The organism is Paenibacillus xylanexedens (assembly GCF_001908275.1).
GTDB classification, from domain to species: domain Bacteria; phylum Bacillota; class Bacilli; order Paenibacillales; family Paenibacillaceae; genus Paenibacillus; species Paenibacillus xylanexedens_A.
This window is the reverse complement of sequence record NZ_CP018620.1, coordinates 3,597,641-3,614,337: the sequence shown is the minus strand read 5'-3', so window position 1 is coordinate 3,614,337 and position 16,697 is coordinate 3,597,641. Positions and strand designations below refer to the sequence as shown.

Below are 16,697 nucleotides of genomic sequence, written 5' to 3'. Positions count from 1 at the left end.
ATATAATTGAATTAATTTCTTTTTTTAGCCACACGAAGCCCTTCTCAAAGAAAAAACCGTTATCCTTTTTACGGATTAACGGTTTCATTCGAGAACATCACTAGTTTATTATACGCAAAGTGACCTAAATTAAATTGTTTTTTGTCTCTGCTATAAGACTATTTATTCCATTGGGTTAAATTATAAATAATCATTGCTGCTTCTTCCCGAGTTAGATCTCTCTTCGGCATAAACTTTTGATTAGGATATCCTTTCATAATCGATTCTTGAGATACCAAATCCACACCAGTCCATGCCCACAGAGAAACCTCATTATTATCTTGGTATGGAGTATAGGAGGATACTACAGCACCTTTGTTCAACAACACATTTGAAAGCATACTTGCCGCCTGTTCTCGGGTCACATACGCTGTTGGATGAAGAAATCCACCATCAAATCCTTTTATGATTCCATGCTGGAATGCAGAATAAAGTTCTGCAGCATACCAAGCTTTTGGATCTAAATCCTTCAAAGTTCCATCCAGAGGACTTGACAAGTTGTAACCCAGAGCACGATTCAAAAAAATCGCAAACTCCGCTCTTGTTACTTTTTTATTTCCCTTGAAAGTGCCATCAGCATAGCCATTGACTACCCTGTTATTCGAAAGTTTTATAATGGCTTCTTTAGCATAACTTTTTTGAATATCTGAAAATTTCGACATTAATTCCTCTTGAGGTTCTACAACGTTAGGGTCGACCACTGTTGTAGTCCCTGGAACACTTACACTTGGTGAACTATTCGTTCCATTGTTGCTTCCAGTATAAGGTGTTATCACACCTCCACTCCAAGGAGCTATATACGGATCAGGAATGGTGGCACCACTTCCATCTAATGGTGTTGTTACTTCCAACGAATCTTTAGCAATTACCTGTTCCGTACCATCTGCTCTCACCACAACTGCAATTACATCATAACGATAATTCATATTTGGACTAACACCGATTTCAGTAAATTGTAACTTTCCGTTTACAGTTGTCACAATGCCTTCGTCACGAGTTTCTCCTGTAGCCGAATTGTAATATGTTTTTCGGTATGTACCGTTACCAAGTGGCTGGTACTTTGTTTGAGGATTACGCTCAACATAATGAACAGCCCCCTCTACTGCTTGATACTCAAACGTAACTGCTCCTTGTAAAGGTTGACTTGGCGTGATGATTATCAACGTAGGCAGATCGGATGTTAATACCTGCGCTATGTTAGATTCAATACGACCATAGTCATTGACAGCTACTACTTTATAAGTGTGATCTTCTCGTGGACCCACTTGATAATCTGTCATCTTATTTATAGTGCCTGACCAAATTTTTCTCGTACTATCTTGGTAGACCTCATAAGATGTAGCTCCTTGCACAATGTTCCATTGTAAGTCCACTTTGTCATGGTATACACGAGTGGTTTTAAGAGTAATGTTACCCTGTGGTGCCTCGCCGACACGGGGCTCAATTGGCACGGTAATTGTTGTCTCTGTTGCTGTGCTTCGCTCATCACCATTGATGGCAACTAACTTATACATATATGTCTCACCAGGGATTACGCTTAGATCACTGAACCATGTAGATGTTGTTTCTGTAATTGGTTCATTGTTCCTAGTCAGCACATAGTAATGTGCGTCTTTTACTGAATCCCAAGTTAAATTAACATTGTTGTATTTCAGATCCTCTACTTTCAAGTTAGGCGGGTAAGTTAAATTAGCCCGTGTTTTTCCAGAAATTAGAGCCCGATCACTATTCACATAACCTTTACTAGCTACAATAGAATAGTTAAAGATAGTATTGGAAAAAAGCTCATTGTCCTTAAACGAAAGTTTTTCTCCTTCATAAATAATGAGGTTTCCTCTCCTCAGCGTATATCGCTCTGCACCAAGCACTGCGTTCCAGGAAAGGGTTATAGCATCTATTTCTACGGAGTTCACCTTGAAATTCAAGGGCTTTTCCACAACCTCTGGCCCAGGGTTCTCAACAGGGGACCCATCCGAAACACTCACGCTGACAACCCCTGAAAGATTACTATCCTTACTACCATCGGAGGCGATGAGATAATAACTATAAGTCCTCCCGGCTACAGTATCCTTATCCGTATATTCAGTGATCCCTTTTGCTGAGACCTGCGCAATCTCTATACCATCTCTAAAGATCTTGTAAATTTGTGCTGCCCTAGTAAGATCCCAACTTATCCTTACTTGTCCTGCCTTACGATCTCTTACGATAGGATCATTGGGTTTTTGAAGCTCATCCAAAACCATTGGCAATGATACTACATAATATGGATTGGCCTTTGTACCGTTGCCCCTTACAATGGCATTGGGTTGCAAATATCCTTTAAATTTGAAATTTTGAATCTTTTCAGCAGAGGTAGGGCTTATTTGACGACTAGGTGGAGCATTTTCTTTCCTTGTATCCCCTGTATATGCCGAACCTTGATTACCAGACGGTTTACTGATATCTTCTAGTGTGTTTGGATTAATGAATGCAAGACTGTTTACAGTCGCTCCATAGTCTGTAGGTAAATCTGAGTACAATAACATACCTCGAAAATCTTCTAAATCCTCTTTACCAATAACACCCATCACTGAACTGTACTGATAAGCAAACTTACCTTCGTTAAATGTATTGACTTTCCAAGTATGAGGCATAAATGCAATTCCTGTTGTCAATTGATCTTCCGATGATTTTTTTAATATCCTTAGGGTATTCCCTAAACTATTACTATCTGTTGATTTTAAATCTACTCTCCACTTTGCTTGTTCACTAGGTACATCAATGTAACTAGAAGTAGAATTCGTTGATATAACCATATTGTTATCAACGACATACCACTTTTCAGAAAATAAATCTATTACATCTCCATAACTAGCTTTTATATTACCGAGAGTCAAAGACTTACTAGCAGGAGGAGTTACAATAAATTCTAACGATCCATTCATAGTTGCATCTTTCCAATTCTCCCATTCCACTCTAATATGGTTTGCTTCTCCAGGCCTAAGGTTCTCGAGAAAAACATATGAATCAGACGCACTACTCAAATAATTGCTAAAGTTATCATTCACATACACAGTACCCGAGATGTTAAGGGGAATCTTTAGCTTATAGAACATCATAATCTTAGTACTGTTTAAAAGACTCCATTTTAAATAATCAAAACCACTAGTAGCTCCCAGATCGCCAGATGCTTTATAGGATGAATTGTAAATTGAGACAGCTTTAGTCGAAGCGATAATTGTTCCATGTCTCCCTTTAATATTTTCTGACTCCGCTATAACAGAAATATTATAGACAGTCGCTGGTGTCAGATTGTATTGAGTGTATGTAGTATTTGTACCTTCATAAACAGTGACTTCATCTATCGTTACGTAATATTTGTCCGCTCTAGGAACTTCATCCCACGATAAACTAATGCTATCTTCTCCTGCATCGACCAAGATATTTGCTGGTTTCTCTAATGGCATTTGTGCTGTAAGAACATTGTTCAAAGCCAATATTTCTTTAGGTAATTGAACGCTTGTTACAGTTCCTGTAAAGGGCTGTGTTGATTTAAACAAAGTATTTAAAGGTTTATTCTTCGAAGCCAAATCTGATTGGGCGAACGCTTCTACACTATTTTCACCCCAAATTACTATACTGCTACAAACCAAGCTTATAGTTAAAACCAAACTTAATAACTTTCTCAACTTAATTTAGCCTCCCCATATCACAATAATTCGCCTTTAAAAATATTGCAGATTAACTTTTATTAACCTCAACCTAACACTTCCAGCAACGCTTGCTCCCCCTTTCTAAACCTATTTTATATGTATAATAATTACTTCCACTCAATTAAATTAAATTATGCGCCTCCTTAAATGAGTCTTTGAACCTACTCTATATGTCACTTAATGAATTAAAAGTCCTATTAATCATAAGGTGTAATGTAATCTCAAACAACATAATTTTTCCCTTATACTTTTTCTTCACATTTTAAAGTTAAGTGAATGTTTAATTCTCAAAAACAAAAACTATACCACCTGGAGTAAATAAAGACTCACATCCGTATGCCGATTTAGTAAGTAGCGGAATTGGAAATGTTAGGAGGGATAGTGTCCCTCTAATTTTATAGTTACTAATTAAGTATGTAAGTTAGGTATCAAAATAATAATGGGATCAAATTCATAATTTTATTTATCCTAAATATCAAAAGACCTAGCCATACGACTAGGTCTCACTCTTCGCTAATTTCAACTTAGGTTGAAATGACTGAATTACAGATATACAGGTTTCACGCATACCGGCTTGGATACACCTGTGCTGTGACCTGTGTATTTCAGACGTCCGCTCTCCTGATCTACCGTGAATGTCACGAGGTTGTTCGTATCGCGGTTAGCTGCGATCAGCAATTTGCCGTTAGGTGTCAGCGCAAAGTGACGCGGATGCTCACCTTCTGCAGATACATGCTCAACCAGTGTCAGGTGACCTTTGTCTGCATCTACTGCAAATACAACGATGCTGTCATGTCCACGGTTAGAACCATATACATAACGTCCATCATTGGAAACTGTGATTTCTGCTGTTGTATTCTCTTTGCCATCATATCCATCAGGTAGTGTGGATACTGTAGACAATTCAGTCAACGTGCCCGCTGCTTCATCATATTGGAACGAAGTAATGGAAGAATCCACTTCATTGATGACATAAGCGAATTGACCATTCGGGTGGAACGCCAAGTGACGTGGGCCTGCTCCCGGATGTGTTTTGGTTTCACTGTGTAGCACAAGTTCATTTTTGTCTGCATCAATGGAATAGATCGCGATGTTATCTGCGCCCAGATCCTGTACCATCATGTATTTACCATCCGGGCTGAAGAATGCGGAGTGAACATGTGGCTTGTCCTGACGTTCAGGATGCGCACCTTGTCCTTTATGTTTCTTCTCGTCCAAAAGCGCTCCAACTTCACCGTTTTCCGTCAAGGCTTGCAGACCTACCAGGCCACCGTGGTAGCTGGACAGGATCAAGTATTTACCGGAAGGATCACGCTGGATATGACATGGTGGAGCTGAAATGGAGTTATTCCGGTTCAGCAACGTTAATTTTCCTGTAGAAGGATCAATGCTCAGAGCTACAGCTTCAGACATTTTATTGCCTTCAGCTGACGCTGTTTCACCAATCGCATACAGTTTGTTACCTTCAGCATCCACGTTGACAAACGTTGGGTTTTTCACACCCGCGATGCCGTCAAGCTTGGACAAGCTGCCTGTATCCTCATTCAATTCATATGCATAAATGCCCTCATTTTCCGCTTCGGCGTAAGAGCCGGCAAGTACGAGCAAGCGTTTTGATTCACTCATTACAGTTTCCTCCTCTATGTGTATGTAATCTTGTTGCACCTCTTCTATAATAAATCTGCAATATCAAAATAGCAATCCGCTGTCGCTACCCATCAGGGAAATCCTTAGTTAAGCAAGGCGATTACTACACATCATCATACTGAAATCCATTCATATGAGATGCATCTTCTGCTATGATAAGATAGGTTTTTCATCCAGAAGGGACTGAATTGTATTGCTTCACTCATTTTTACTCACGTTATACCATGTGTTCTTGCCGATATCACTTCCCGTGATTGGGGGTATTCTGTTAAAACGCTTTAAGAATTGGGATACCCGGTCGCTCTCGACCTTTTCCCTTTATATTTTGAGCCCTGCGCTCATCTTCAATACATTGCTGCATGCAGAGATTACCTGGACGGACGTCACCAGCACGTTCTGGTTCTCTATTATTAATCTGATTGCTCTGTGGGCCCTCGCCGAGCTATTAAGCCGGGTTTTCCGTCTGGGTGCAAGCGAAAAAGCGGGTCTCACCCTCGTCTCCACGTTTACGAACTGCGTGAATTACGGGCTCCCGCTTGTACTGCTCGCCTTTGGTCAGCTTGGACTGGACAAGGCTTCGGTCTACGTCATTGGACAGATGATCATTGTTAATACGGTAGGTATCTTTTTTGCCGCGCGATCCGAATTCACGGTGAAAGATGCGATCCTATCCGTTTTCCGCATGCCATCCATCTATGCTGCTGGCATCGCCATTGCGCTGCGTGCGTCCAATCTGAGCCTGCCTGACGCACTCGATGGAGGCATCTCCATGCTGGCTGCGGGCTACTCGCCTGTCGTTCTCGCCATTCTGGGAGCACAGATGCTCAGACCTAAAGGTGCAACGGCACCTTGGCTGCCCAATGTACGCCGAGCCTTCTGGACCGGACTTGTGGTCCGTCTCGCAGCTGCGCCAATCTTGTCCTGGCTGATACTGACCGCTCTTCAGGTCGAAGGTACGTTGTTCAGTGTGCTGCTGATCCTCGCATCGATGCCGACCGCAGTGAACGCCGTTATTTTGGCTGAACAGTTCAATGCTTCTCCGCAGTTTGTATCTCGCTGTATTCTGTGGACCACCGCTGCATCCATGTTGATGCTGCCCATTATGATTGTGATGGCTTCCTGATTAATACCGGAGGTGATACCGAAGCGATATCCGCTTGTCGGCGTTTCTCCAGCCGGCGTTCATAACGCCGGTTGAGCGCTCTGACGTAGAAGAATTTCACGACAAAGTACGAAATCACACCCAGAATAACACCAAATACGGACATGCCTGCCAGAATATCCAGTCCACCAAGCAACAATTCACTCACGGCCGACCAGTTCCCGCGAAACAGCTCCATGAATGCACTCTCATGTACCGGTCCCTGTCCCATGCTGTGAGCAGGCAATATCCATGAGCCAATTTGTTTCGCGAGCGGCATCAGGATAATAGGTAAAAACGTAAGTTTCCCGATCACATTACCAACAATGGCTGCTGGCACCGAACCCCCAGACAGTCGCACAATCGGATAAAATACGAGATAGATCAGGGAAGCCGTCGAGATCACGATCAGTTCCAGTCCAAACCCTATGGCAAATCCGGTAGATACTTTATGGGCACCTCCGGGAGCACGTAACAATTTGAGAAAATTCAGCTTCATAACACGTGTTAAACGTACCCAGCGGTTAGTCTTGCGCTTCTGTGTGTTCATACCGAATTACTCCTTATTTTACACAAATGACAACTTGAATCGTCTATTCTTCAGTATATCACACCGCGTTAGCACCTGTAGTAACAACGACCGGCTGTGTCTCCATCTGGACATTACCTGCCACCGCTCGGGAGATCATACAGGAGGATTCAGCCTTATGCGCCAGGCGCTCAGCCTTGGTCAGATCCGCCTCAGAGGCATCTGCGCTGAGCACAATCCGGGGTCTATGTACGATCCGTTCGTACGTAAATACGTTATTTGTAACATCTACCGTTGCTTCCGATTCAAGCGTCAATTCATCCGGCGTAATATCCGAACGCTCCAGCATCGCTGCCAGCGTGATCAGGTAACAAGTGGAGGCTGCACCCAGCAGCATCTCGTCCGGGTTAGTTCCCGTACCGGGTCCGCCCATCTCCTGCGGAATCGATATGACCGTTTTTAACCCACCTGCATCGATTGTTCCCTCACTGTTACGCCCACCATTCCATACCGCTTTCAGATGAAAAGGATGTTTCATGACATTCATTCCCTTCTTGTTTACACACGTATACACGTAATATTCTGCTCAATCAATGCGCTAACGTGCTCTTCATCTACGCCCTGATCTGTAATCACTTTGCCCACACTGCTCATCTCAGCAACTCTGGTAAACGCCTGTATGTTAAATTTGCTGGAATCTGCAAGTAGAATGACCTCATCTGCAATATGGATCATTTTCTGCTTCACCAAGGCCTGTAATTCATTGGATTCACTGATGCCTTTGGTCAGATGTACTCCTTTGCAAGACAGAAACACTTTGTCCACATGATAAGCATCCAGCGAACGTTCGGCCAGCGGTCCTACAAAAGACAGTGATTTCGAAGCCAATTGCCCACCTGTGGCAATCACACGAATCTGCTCTTTGTTACTCAGCTCAGCGGCGACCTTAATCGAGTTGGTTAATACCGTCAGTGGAATGTTCGGCAATCCTGCCGCCATATACCACGCCGTTGTACTTGCATCCAAGGCGATCCGGTCGCCGGATTCCACCATTTTCACCGCTTCGCTTGCAATTCTGCGCTTCTCTTCGGCGTGGGCTACAGCCCGTTCCGGATACGGAATCTCCGACTGTAACTCATCCTTGTATTTTACGCTGACCGCCCCGCCATGGGACCGTCTGAGCCTGCCCGCCTGTTCGAGCTTGTCCAGATCACGACGAATCGTTTCTTCCGTCACCCCGCAGCGCTCACTAAGTTCGGTCACACGCATGCTGCCTTGCGTATCCACCCATTCCACTATTTTCTCATACCGTTCAGCTACGAGCATATTCCTTCACTCCAAACCGTTGATTATCCAGTTGATCCTGTTCATCCATCATACCACAGAGCGATGACAAGAAGAATCTGGACCATGTGCAAAAAGAGGGAGCTTTCGCCCCCTCCATTCCAGTTCTGAAGTGTATGTTATTTATCTTCTGCCATAGGGAACCAGCCTGGCGTGTGGATGATTGCATTCCACAATCCGTCAGGGATAACCAGACGTTCCTGATCCGATTTGGTCAGAATCGTCTCAATATCTTCTTCCCGTCCACTCTCAATTTTCTCAACCCAATCTGGTTCAATAATCAGCTCACGTCCAATGGCAAGCAGAGGTACTCCTGTTTGAAGCGCCTCAGCGGCCTGATCTGCCGTATGAATTGAACCTACGCCGATCACAGGCAATTTGCCGTTCACACGATCCAGGATGAATTCCATTCTCGAACGCGTGTCTGCTTCGCCACGTCTTGGCTTGGACCAGAACTCGTTCACAGAGACATGAAGGTAATCCAAGTTTTTATCTTTAAGCGCATCCACCAGTGCATACGTATCTTCCATTGTGAGTCCCGGTGTTTCCGGTTCTTCCGGGGAGAAACGGTAACCAATGATGAACGGCAGTTTGGTATGTTCGGCAGCCACTTTCTGAACCTCATCTACTACAGCAAGCGGGAATGTCAGACGTTTCTCTACACTTCCGCCCCAACGGTCTTCACGTCGGTTGGAATGCGGGGAGAAGAATTGCTGGATCAGATAACCATTAGCACCGTGAATCTCAACACCATCAAAGCCAGCTTCAATTGCACGACGTGTCGCTTCACCAAAGTCTTTGATAATCGAAGTAATCTCGGCATCTGTCAATTCTCTTGGTTCAGGAGATCCTGGACGCTCACTTGCAACCGCACTAGGAGCAACCACTTGACCCGCAGGTACAGCTTGTTCAGGAGTCAGACGGCCCGCATGGAAAATTTGCAATACGGCTACGGAGCCCTGTTGTTTCATGGTATCAGCCAGTTTTTTCAGACCAGGAATGAAGCGGTCGTCATATACGCCAAATTGAGCCGGGAAACCAATGCCTGTCTCTGTTACATGCCCTACAGCCGTAATTGACATGCCCGCACCACCGGTGCGACGTGCATAATAAGCAAGTTCAGCGTCGGATATCGTACCATCAGCATTCGAGGACATATGAGTCATGGGAGCGAGCACGATACGGTTTTTCAATGTAATGCCAGTCGGTAGTGAAACTTGTTCAAACATCTGGTTAAACTTTGGATTCATTCGTGGTTCCCTCCTGATTATAAATATCTCTTTTAATAGATATATGAATATATGCGTTCACTTACTGTAATGATTATAGTTACGTTTCACTGCAATTGCAACTTTTCATTTTCAGAAAGGAAAAAAAGAGCAGAGTGTCTCCAGACTCTCAGCCCTCTTCATTTTCTTCACATCATCCAAAAGATACTCAGAAACTCCGAACGTAAGCCAGCTTCTGATCCATCTCTTCTACGCATTCGTAACAGTCGTGTTCATCGTTAGCGACCATTGGGGTGACTGGATACAGATTCATCTCTGTACTGTTATACGATTTCAATAGCGGTAACAACTGAGTCACCCGTGTATTAGCCGGGTCAAGCCAGGTGTTGATCTCTTCTTCGGAAAGGATCGCTGGCATTTTACTGCCAAACTCGCGTGTAACCATATTTGCGCCTGTCATAAGCATCGTGCAGGTACGAAGCGGCTCTTTCCGTGTATCTCTCCACACCTCATATAACCCAGCAATCCCAAACAGGCCACGATCCGGCATAACAACACGAACCGCATAACTTTTTTTGCCCTCTTGCCGCCAGTAATATAATCCATTGCAGGGAATAACGCAGCGCTTGGTCTCTACCAGTTTGTAATAGGAAGGATTCTCATGCACTGTCATAAGATTTGCGTTAACGGCATCGCGACCCCAGAATGGAATGAACCCCCACCGGAACTCATCCAATACACGCTCACCATCCTGATGCAAAATAATCGGCGTATGCTGGGTTGGGCTGATATTGTATCGGTTTTTGTAATAATACATCACTCGCTGAATCTTGAAATGATCTCTGACATCGTCTAAATCGGCTGCCAATGAAAAACGGTTGCACATGTTCAAGCACTACCTTTCCCTATGAGAAGTTGAACGTATTGTTTGTAATTTTAGGGAAATTATTCATGAACATTGAACAGAAAATGACTTATTTTGACACCATTAGGGTCTGATCAAGGTATATTTCATGTTTTTCACGACAAAAACAACGACCTCGGACTCATTTCAACTCCAATATTACTTGTTACTATAATAGAGAATAAAATACATTTATTGGAGGTTTTAAGTATGAAAAGGAAGTTTTTGATGAGCATCATGTTGTTCTCAGCGATTGCGATGTTTGGCAGTACTATCTATGCTGCAACCTTTCTAACCTACGGTTACCCTAGCACCACCATCCCCATTCGTACGTATAATTACGCCGCCGCATGGCAGACTCCCATGGACGCATCCCTTACCAACTGGAACAATGCAGGTGCCAAAGTTAAATTCACCAAAACAAATAACTCCCCAAACACCATCACCGCAGGAAACTTCAATAATACAGCATATGGTGTCAACTACGCCTCCGTCTCCGGCAGTCAAGTTGTAAGCTTCCGCATCGAACTCAATGCATCCACAATCACCCCTGACGCGACCAACTTATCCAACTTCATTCAAAGCGTATTTGTCCACGAACTCGGACACTCCATCTGGCTCGGTGACAACCCAACAACAAGCAGTCCTTCCATTATGTCTTACTCCCGTAACCGCAATTCCATGACCCAACCTCAAACTTTTGATATCAATAACGTAAAATCCAAGTACTAATCCGCTACGAACTTATCCCAAAAATCCAAGGAGGATTCCTGTCCATGAACAAAAATCGAGTATTAACGCTGCTTCTCTCTTCCATTTTCATTTTATCTGCTGTTGGATGTTCTTCTGTTACACCTACCGCGTCCCCATCCGATGCACCCATGACCATTATTGCTTCTGAAGATTACCCGAGTTATGCCAGCATTGGCGACCTGTCCGAGAGAGCAAATACCATTGTGAAAGGTAGTGTTGTTGAGACTCGTGTGGAAGCTTTAAACGATATCGTACAAGTTACCGATGCTGCCAATGAAAACGAGTTAAACCCCGCGTCCGATCCGGGCGGAGAGCCATCTTCTTTTGACAAAATCTATACGATCCACACGATTCAGGTCGCTGAATCCTATAAAGGCGGTTACACTGCCGGGGAAAAACTTGAAGTGAAGCAACTTGGCGGACAACTTGGCAACACCGAGATTATTAATGATGACAACCTCAAGCTGATTCCTACCAAAGACTATGTACTCTTCCTGGAAACGTATGAAGACACCCCTGCCAGCATGCTCAACTCCGTTCAAAGTCTCTACGTGATTAAACCTGCCGCCAAGTCGAACCAGCCAGGTCAGCAACAATCACCGTCAGAAGTCATTGTGAGTGCAAATCCCGAGAATGACCTCACACTGCAACTGGAGGATCTGCAAGAAATTCAGAACGAACAAAAGAGCGAATAAACTCTTATACGGTAATCACACCACACTGTTATTTCATCTCCGTACAGGCAGCTAATCCCCTCTACTGTTCAGTCCTACATAAGAAAATGAAAACCGTGCTGCTCAGCAAACTGGGCGGCACGGTTTTTCTGAAGTTCCTTATTTAGACGGTGTATTAAGTCCAATAATCCACTCAGCCAGATCCTGTGTCTGTTTCAACAAGGCGATAGGGTCACGGAACCAGGATTGTTCTTCCGTCCATATGTACACATTTCCATTTTTGATAGCAGGCAATGAACCCCAGATCGGATCTGCCTGAAGATCTTTTAGCTGAGAGTTACTGGTCAGCACAATGTAATCTCCGGCATACTTCGAAAGCAATTCTATGGAGAATTCATGGTAGGCGCCCTGCATCAACTCGGATGGAATGTTCTTTGGCGCTTGCAATCCAAGCAATTCGTAGATGTTACGCCCTCCCCGGCCCGACTGATTGCCAAAAATGAAGACTTGGCGATCATATTCCTGCATAACGGAGAATGTAGCGTCAGCTGGAACAACGCTCTGCACCTCCTGCTTGATTTTGGCAATCTCCTCATCAAAATCAGCAAGCCACTTCTCTGCTTCCGCTTCTTTGCCAAGGACTTTACCGAAATAGTTTACTTCATCTTTCAGTGTCGGGAATGTGATGGATGCGATCGAAACGGTTGGAGCAATCTTGCTGTATTTCTCATAAGCAGCCTTGTCCGGATTCAATGTAATAATGAGATCAGGTTCCAGTTCCATCAATTGTTCAACGGAATCCCCTATCGTTTCAAGACCATCCATGTGACCTTCCAGATAAGGACTGTTCATTAGAAATTGGCCTCCACCAATCGGTTTGACACCAAGAGCAAGCACCGTTCCCAGATAATCAATGGCAGCAACTCGCTCCGGATGTGCAGGAATCTCTACCTCACCAAAGGTCGTATTTACCATTTGGGTTTCCACGACTGCCGGTTGTTCGGGTTCAGCCGCAACTTCGGATGTTTCTGCCCGCTGCTGGGCTGTTCCACAAGCACTCAATGTGAGTACAAGCGCAAGCGACATGATCGCTGATTTAAAATGGTTAAACATGTTGATTTCCTCATCTCCCTCATATTGATAATGATTATCATCATCAATTAAAGGATAACGTTCATCCCCTCTTGTTACAATGGATTCATTTGTTGCATTTAATGTACTTTCTGAAACTGATTTCGAGTTTTCCTGCTGCTTCAACCGATATTGCCCCGGTGTGATACCGGTCTCTTTTTTGAATATACGATTGAAATAAAACGGGTCCATATAACCGACATACGCAGCAATCTCCTGTAATGAAGCTTCTGTGGACGCAAGCAGACTCCTTGCCTCACTCATTCGTAACCGAATCACATATTCTGTCGGTGTACATCCCGTCTGTTCCTTGAATTTGCGTGATAAATATTGCGGACTGTAACTCAAGGACTGGGCAAGCGAATCAAGTGAGATGGATTCCCGGTAATGAGCTTTGATATATCGCAAAACCTGATCGGTAAGCGAAGGCTGTTGAACTTCGTTAAACATGCGACTCCGCTGTAACAATACAAGCTGTACCAGTTGAAAAAAATACACTTTGACTTGAATTTTGCCCACTCGCTCCTGCCCTGACCAACATTCATGTATATTCCGCACAAGCTCACGTAACTCAAGTGTATGATCCGGCACTGTCGCCCAGGACTCTTCAAACGGATTACGCTGGTTCAACATCATTCGGTACTCCACAAGCACGTTGGAGGGCAAGGTTGATTTGTACAAAATCAGATGTACCTCCGTAACCCCTGTCGCTTCAAGTGTCAGACGTCTTCCTTTCCCCCCATGCAGCAGCAAGAACTGGTTTGTCGTCCATACCTCTTCATCCAGCGAGACCTGACCCCTGCCTTGAACATACACATATGCACTGGTTGGTAACACATAATTGCGTATGAACTCGTGTGTTGCGAGCGATATAAAACGCACATCAAGCACGCGAACCTGTACCTGATCCCACAGCTTGATGTCATTCTGAATTCCCATATAAACTCCCTCTCCTAAGCGATCAAACACACACAATACCTTGGCATTGTGACTAAAAACCCACCTATAATTGATAATGATTATCAATTATAGCAATGATGGAACCATCTTTGAAGCCTACCTCCGTTTTTGTTAGATGCCTCAGAATAAAAAACGGTCGGAATCCCTCATAGAGAGATCTCAACCGTTCTAAATTATGGCCTTATTACCGTTTGATAAAGTCAGCTGCCCTTCTCTACTCGACAAAAGACAATAAGTATCCGTACCGTTCTTCCTCCATCTTGTCTAACGGAATAAACCGGATCGATGAACTGTTAATACAGTAACGTTTGCCGCCGCGATCTTCGGGACCATCATCGAACACATGACCGAGGTGGATGTCACCTGCCCGGCTTCGTACCTCCGTGCGTTCCATCCCAAAGCTCGTATCCGTTGTATAGGTAACAACCTCAGGTACAATCGGCTTTGTAAAACTCGGCCACCCGCAACCGGAATCGTACTTATCCCGGCTGGTGAATAACGGCTCTCCCGTTGCAATATCCACATACAGACCGGGCTCCTCATTATCCCAGTATTCGTTACTGAACGCATGCTCCGTATCATTGTTTACCGTGACCGCATACTGTTCGTCTGTTAATCGTTCCTTTAATTGTTCATCTGTTGGACGTGGATATTGAGCCGGATCAACTCCAATCTCCAGGTCATCCAGGACAGTCATATCAATGTGACAATATCCGCTCGGATTTTTTTCCAAATAATCCTGATGGTACTCCTCCGCCAAATAATAATTCTGCAGAGGCATTACTTCCGTTACAATAGGTTGGTCATATTTTTCTTGCTCTGCCTTTACAGCCTGCTCGATAATTTTGGCATCTTCAGGCAACGTATAATATATTCCAGTCCGATACTGAACTCCACGATCATTGCCCTGCTTATTCAAGCTGGTAGGATCAATAACTCGAAAATAAGATTCAAGCAATTTCTGCAAAGATACTTGTTGCGGATCATATTTTACATGAACGGTCTCCGCAAACCCCTGGTCCCCGCGAATAACATCCTCATAGGTTGGATTCTCTCCTTCACCGTTGGCATAACCGGAAGTCACATCCTGAACCCCCGGAATAAGAGCCATATATGCCTCCACACCCCAGAAACAGCCTCCTGCCAAATACAGGTTACTCAGGTTTTCCTCGGAGACACTCGATGCCTTGACAGGTTGAGTGGATATCGAAGATGAAGCTGAATGGCTCTCAGCCCTGTTTCCACAAGCAGATACAACTATCGCGATAACAAGGAGGCACAAGCCGAGCAGCGTCCTTTTCATGACACTTCCTCCCTTCTCACAAAATCTCTTGTAATGATTCCATGATCTGTTCATTGGATGCATGCCCTGGCTGCGATTTCGTTAAAATACCATCAGAGCCAATATAAAAGGAACTAGGATATGCTCTTACGCCAAATTTCTTGGCCCATACACCTTTCTCATCCAAAAGAACAGTTATGTTATCATACGGCTGTTGGTCAAACCATTTGGTAAACGCTTGGGAGGATTTCTCTCCTTTGTAGTCTGGCGTCACAATCGTAATGACTTGAAAATCATTGTTTTGACCAGCCAGATTGTTCAGGTCTTCCAAACCCGCAAGGCAGATGGAACACCAGGAAGCCCAGTATTTCACATACACTTTCTTGCCTTGAACATCAGAAAGTCCAACCGTGTTTCCTTTCAGATCACGCAATGAAAATTCAGGAGCCGTCTCGCCCTTGTTCATCATGGTTGACGAACTCATATCGGATGTTGATGCTGGGGTTGATGATGACCCCGTTTGTTTTGTATCTGTTTGCTGTGATCCACATGCGCTCAAGATCAATAGTACTCCAGTGAATACGATTACAGATACCATCCATTTCCGTGCCGTCTTCATACCAAATTCCTCCAATGATTATTGAAACCAGGTCACCAAGCTGTTTAGCCGGTCTGTCATTAACAATAGCCCCATGACAATAAGAATACAGCCGGAAGTTATTTTGATGACGCCCATGTACTTGTATAAACGACGTATCCGCTTCATAACATATTCCGAAAAAACGGACAGAATCAGGAAAGGAATCGCTAATCCAAGGGTATACAGGAACATGAGAAACCCGCCGTACAGTGGAGAGCCTTCTCCTGCGGCGATACCAAGAATGGCCGCCAGCACAGGCCCGATACAAGGCGTCCAGCCAAAACTAAACGTCAGACCCAACAGGAACGCTCCGACATACCCTCCCCGTTTGGCTTGATCGTTTGACAGCTTTCTCTCCCGTTCCAGCCAGGATAGTCGGATCAAACCAGTTTGATAAATCCCAAAAAGCACCACGATGGCTCCGCAGATCGCAATAAACACAGGACTTGAGATCAAATTACCAACCATGCTGGAACCAAAACCGAGTAAAACAAATACCAGGGACAGCCCAAGAACAAATAAAAATGTCCGCAAAACAAGTGTGGACCGCAACCGAACCGAATGGGTGTCAGGCTGCTGCTGATTCGTACCGTTGACCATGCTTCCGGATAGATAAGACACGTATACCGGGATCAGTGGCAGAATACATGGCGCAAAAAACGATAACAATCCTGCACCAAAAACCCCGAAAAGAAAAACCAAATCACTGGTCAAGTCATTCACCACCTGAAT

General features: G+C 44.3%; 14 protein-coding genes. 3 read left to right on the top strand and 11 right to left on the bottom strand.

Annotated elements, in window-relative coordinates:
* Positions 1 to 158: 158 nt before the first annotated feature.
* Both BS614_RS16295 and BS614_RS16290 read right to left on the bottom strand, forming a co-directional pair.
* On the bottom strand, positions 159 to 3,707 hold the full coding sequence (locus BS614_RS16295) for an S-layer homology domain-containing protein (protein WP_074094727.1): 3,549 nt from the start codon (positions 3,705 to 3,707) through the stop codon (positions 159 to 161).
* A gap of 567 nt (positions 3,708 to 4,274) precedes the next feature.
* The gene (locus BS614_RS16290) at positions 4,275 to 5,357 is read right to left on the bottom strand and encodes a lactonase family protein (protein ID WP_074094726.1); all 1,083 of its coding nucleotides are present in this window, start codon (positions 5,355 to 5,357) and stop codon (positions 4,275 to 4,277) included.
* 214 nt (positions 5,358 to 5,571) lie between these two features.
* On the opposite strand from BS614_RS16290, the gene BS614_RS16285 reads away from it, so the two are divergent.
* A complete protein-coding gene (locus BS614_RS16285) occupies positions 5,572 to 6,501 on the top strand; it encodes an AEC family transporter (RefSeq protein WP_062833986.1) in 930 nt (309 codons plus the stop codon).
* On the opposite strand, the gene BS614_RS16280 is transcribed toward BS614_RS16285, so the two are convergent.
* From BS614_RS16280 to BS614_RS16260, 5 genes are all read right to left on the bottom strand, one after another.
* The gene (locus BS614_RS16280) at positions 6,479 to 7,069 is read right to left on the bottom strand and encodes a DUF2062 domain-containing protein (RefSeq protein ID WP_074094725.1); all 591 of its coding nucleotides are present in this window, start codon (positions 7,067 to 7,069) and stop codon (positions 6,479 to 6,481) included. The two genes, BS614_RS16285 and BS614_RS16280, sit on opposite strands and share 23 nt — an antisense overlap.
* A gap of 58 nt (positions 7,070 to 7,127) precedes the next feature.
* Complete coding sequence (locus tag BS614_RS16275; protein ID WP_074094724.1) at positions 7,128 to 7,586, bottom strand: OsmC family protein; 459 nt, start codon at positions 7,584 to 7,586, stop codon at positions 7,128 to 7,130.
* Between the two features lie 20 nt (positions 7,587 to 7,606).
* Positions 7,607 to 8,374: a DeoR/GlpR family DNA-binding transcription regulator gene (locus tag BS614_RS16270; RefSeq protein WP_036608860.1), complete on the bottom strand. Its 768-nt coding sequence runs from the start codon at positions 8,372 to 8,374 to the stop codon at positions 7,607 to 7,609.
* A 137-nt stretch (positions 8,375 to 8,511) separates the two neighbouring features.
* A complete protein-coding gene (locus tag BS614_RS16265; RefSeq protein ID WP_074094723.1) occupies positions 8,512 to 9,642 on the bottom strand; it encodes an NADH-dependent flavin oxidoreductase in 1,131 nt (376 codons plus the stop codon).
* A 187-nt stretch (positions 9,643 to 9,829) separates the two neighbouring features.
* Positions 9,830 to 10,507 (bottom strand): SOS response-associated peptidase, encoded by a 678-nt coding sequence (locus tag BS614_RS16260; RefSeq protein ID WP_036608866.1) that lies wholly within the window; start codon positions 10,505 to 10,507, stop codon positions 9,830 to 9,832.
* A 228-nt stretch (positions 10,508 to 10,735) separates the two neighbouring features.
* On the opposite strand from BS614_RS16260, the gene BS614_RS16255 reads away from it, so the two are divergent.
* Positions 10,736 to 11,257, top strand: a complete 522-nt coding sequence (locus BS614_RS16255) for a zinc metalloprotease (protein WP_074094722.1) — start codon at positions 10,736 to 10,738, stop codon at positions 11,255 to 11,257.
* 44 nt (positions 11,258 to 11,301) lie between these two features.
* A complete protein-coding gene (locus tag BS614_RS16250; protein ID WP_074094721.1) occupies positions 11,302 to 11,973 on the top strand; it encodes a hypothetical protein in 672 nt (223 codons plus the stop codon).
* Between the two features lie 138 nt (positions 11,974 to 12,111).
* On the opposite strand, the gene BS614_RS16245 is transcribed toward BS614_RS16250, so the two are convergent.
* The 4 genes from BS614_RS16245 to BS614_RS16230 all read right to left on the bottom strand — a co-directional run bounded on the left by BS614_RS16245 (position 12,112) and on the right by BS614_RS16230 (position 16,688).
* Positions 12,112 to 14,022: an AraC family transcriptional regulator gene (locus BS614_RS16245; protein ID WP_074094720.1), complete on the bottom strand. Its 1,911-nt coding sequence runs from the start codon at positions 14,020 to 14,022 to the stop codon at positions 12,112 to 12,114.
* A 235-nt stretch (positions 14,023 to 14,257) separates the two neighbouring features.
* Positions 14,258 to 15,346, bottom strand: coding sequence for a peptide-methionine (R)-S-oxide reductase MsrB (gene msrB, locus BS614_RS16240; RefSeq protein ID WP_074094719.1), 1,089 nt, complete (start codon positions 15,344 to 15,346; stop codon positions 14,258 to 14,260).
* A gap of 16 nt (positions 15,347 to 15,362) precedes the next feature.
* Positions 15,363 to 15,944 carry a redoxin family protein gene (locus tag BS614_RS16235; RefSeq protein ID WP_074094718.1) on the bottom strand — a complete coding sequence of 194 codons (582 nt, stop codon included), beginning with the start codon at positions 15,942 to 15,944 and terminating at the stop codon, positions 15,363 to 15,365.
* 18 nt (positions 15,945 to 15,962) lie between these two features.
* The gene (locus tag BS614_RS16230) at positions 15,963 to 16,688 is read right to left on the bottom strand and encodes a cytochrome c biogenesis CcdA family protein (RefSeq protein WP_244898341.1); all 726 of its coding nucleotides are present in this window, start codon (positions 16,686 to 16,688) and stop codon (positions 15,963 to 15,965) included.
* Positions 16,689 to 16,697 lie beyond the last annotated feature (9 nt).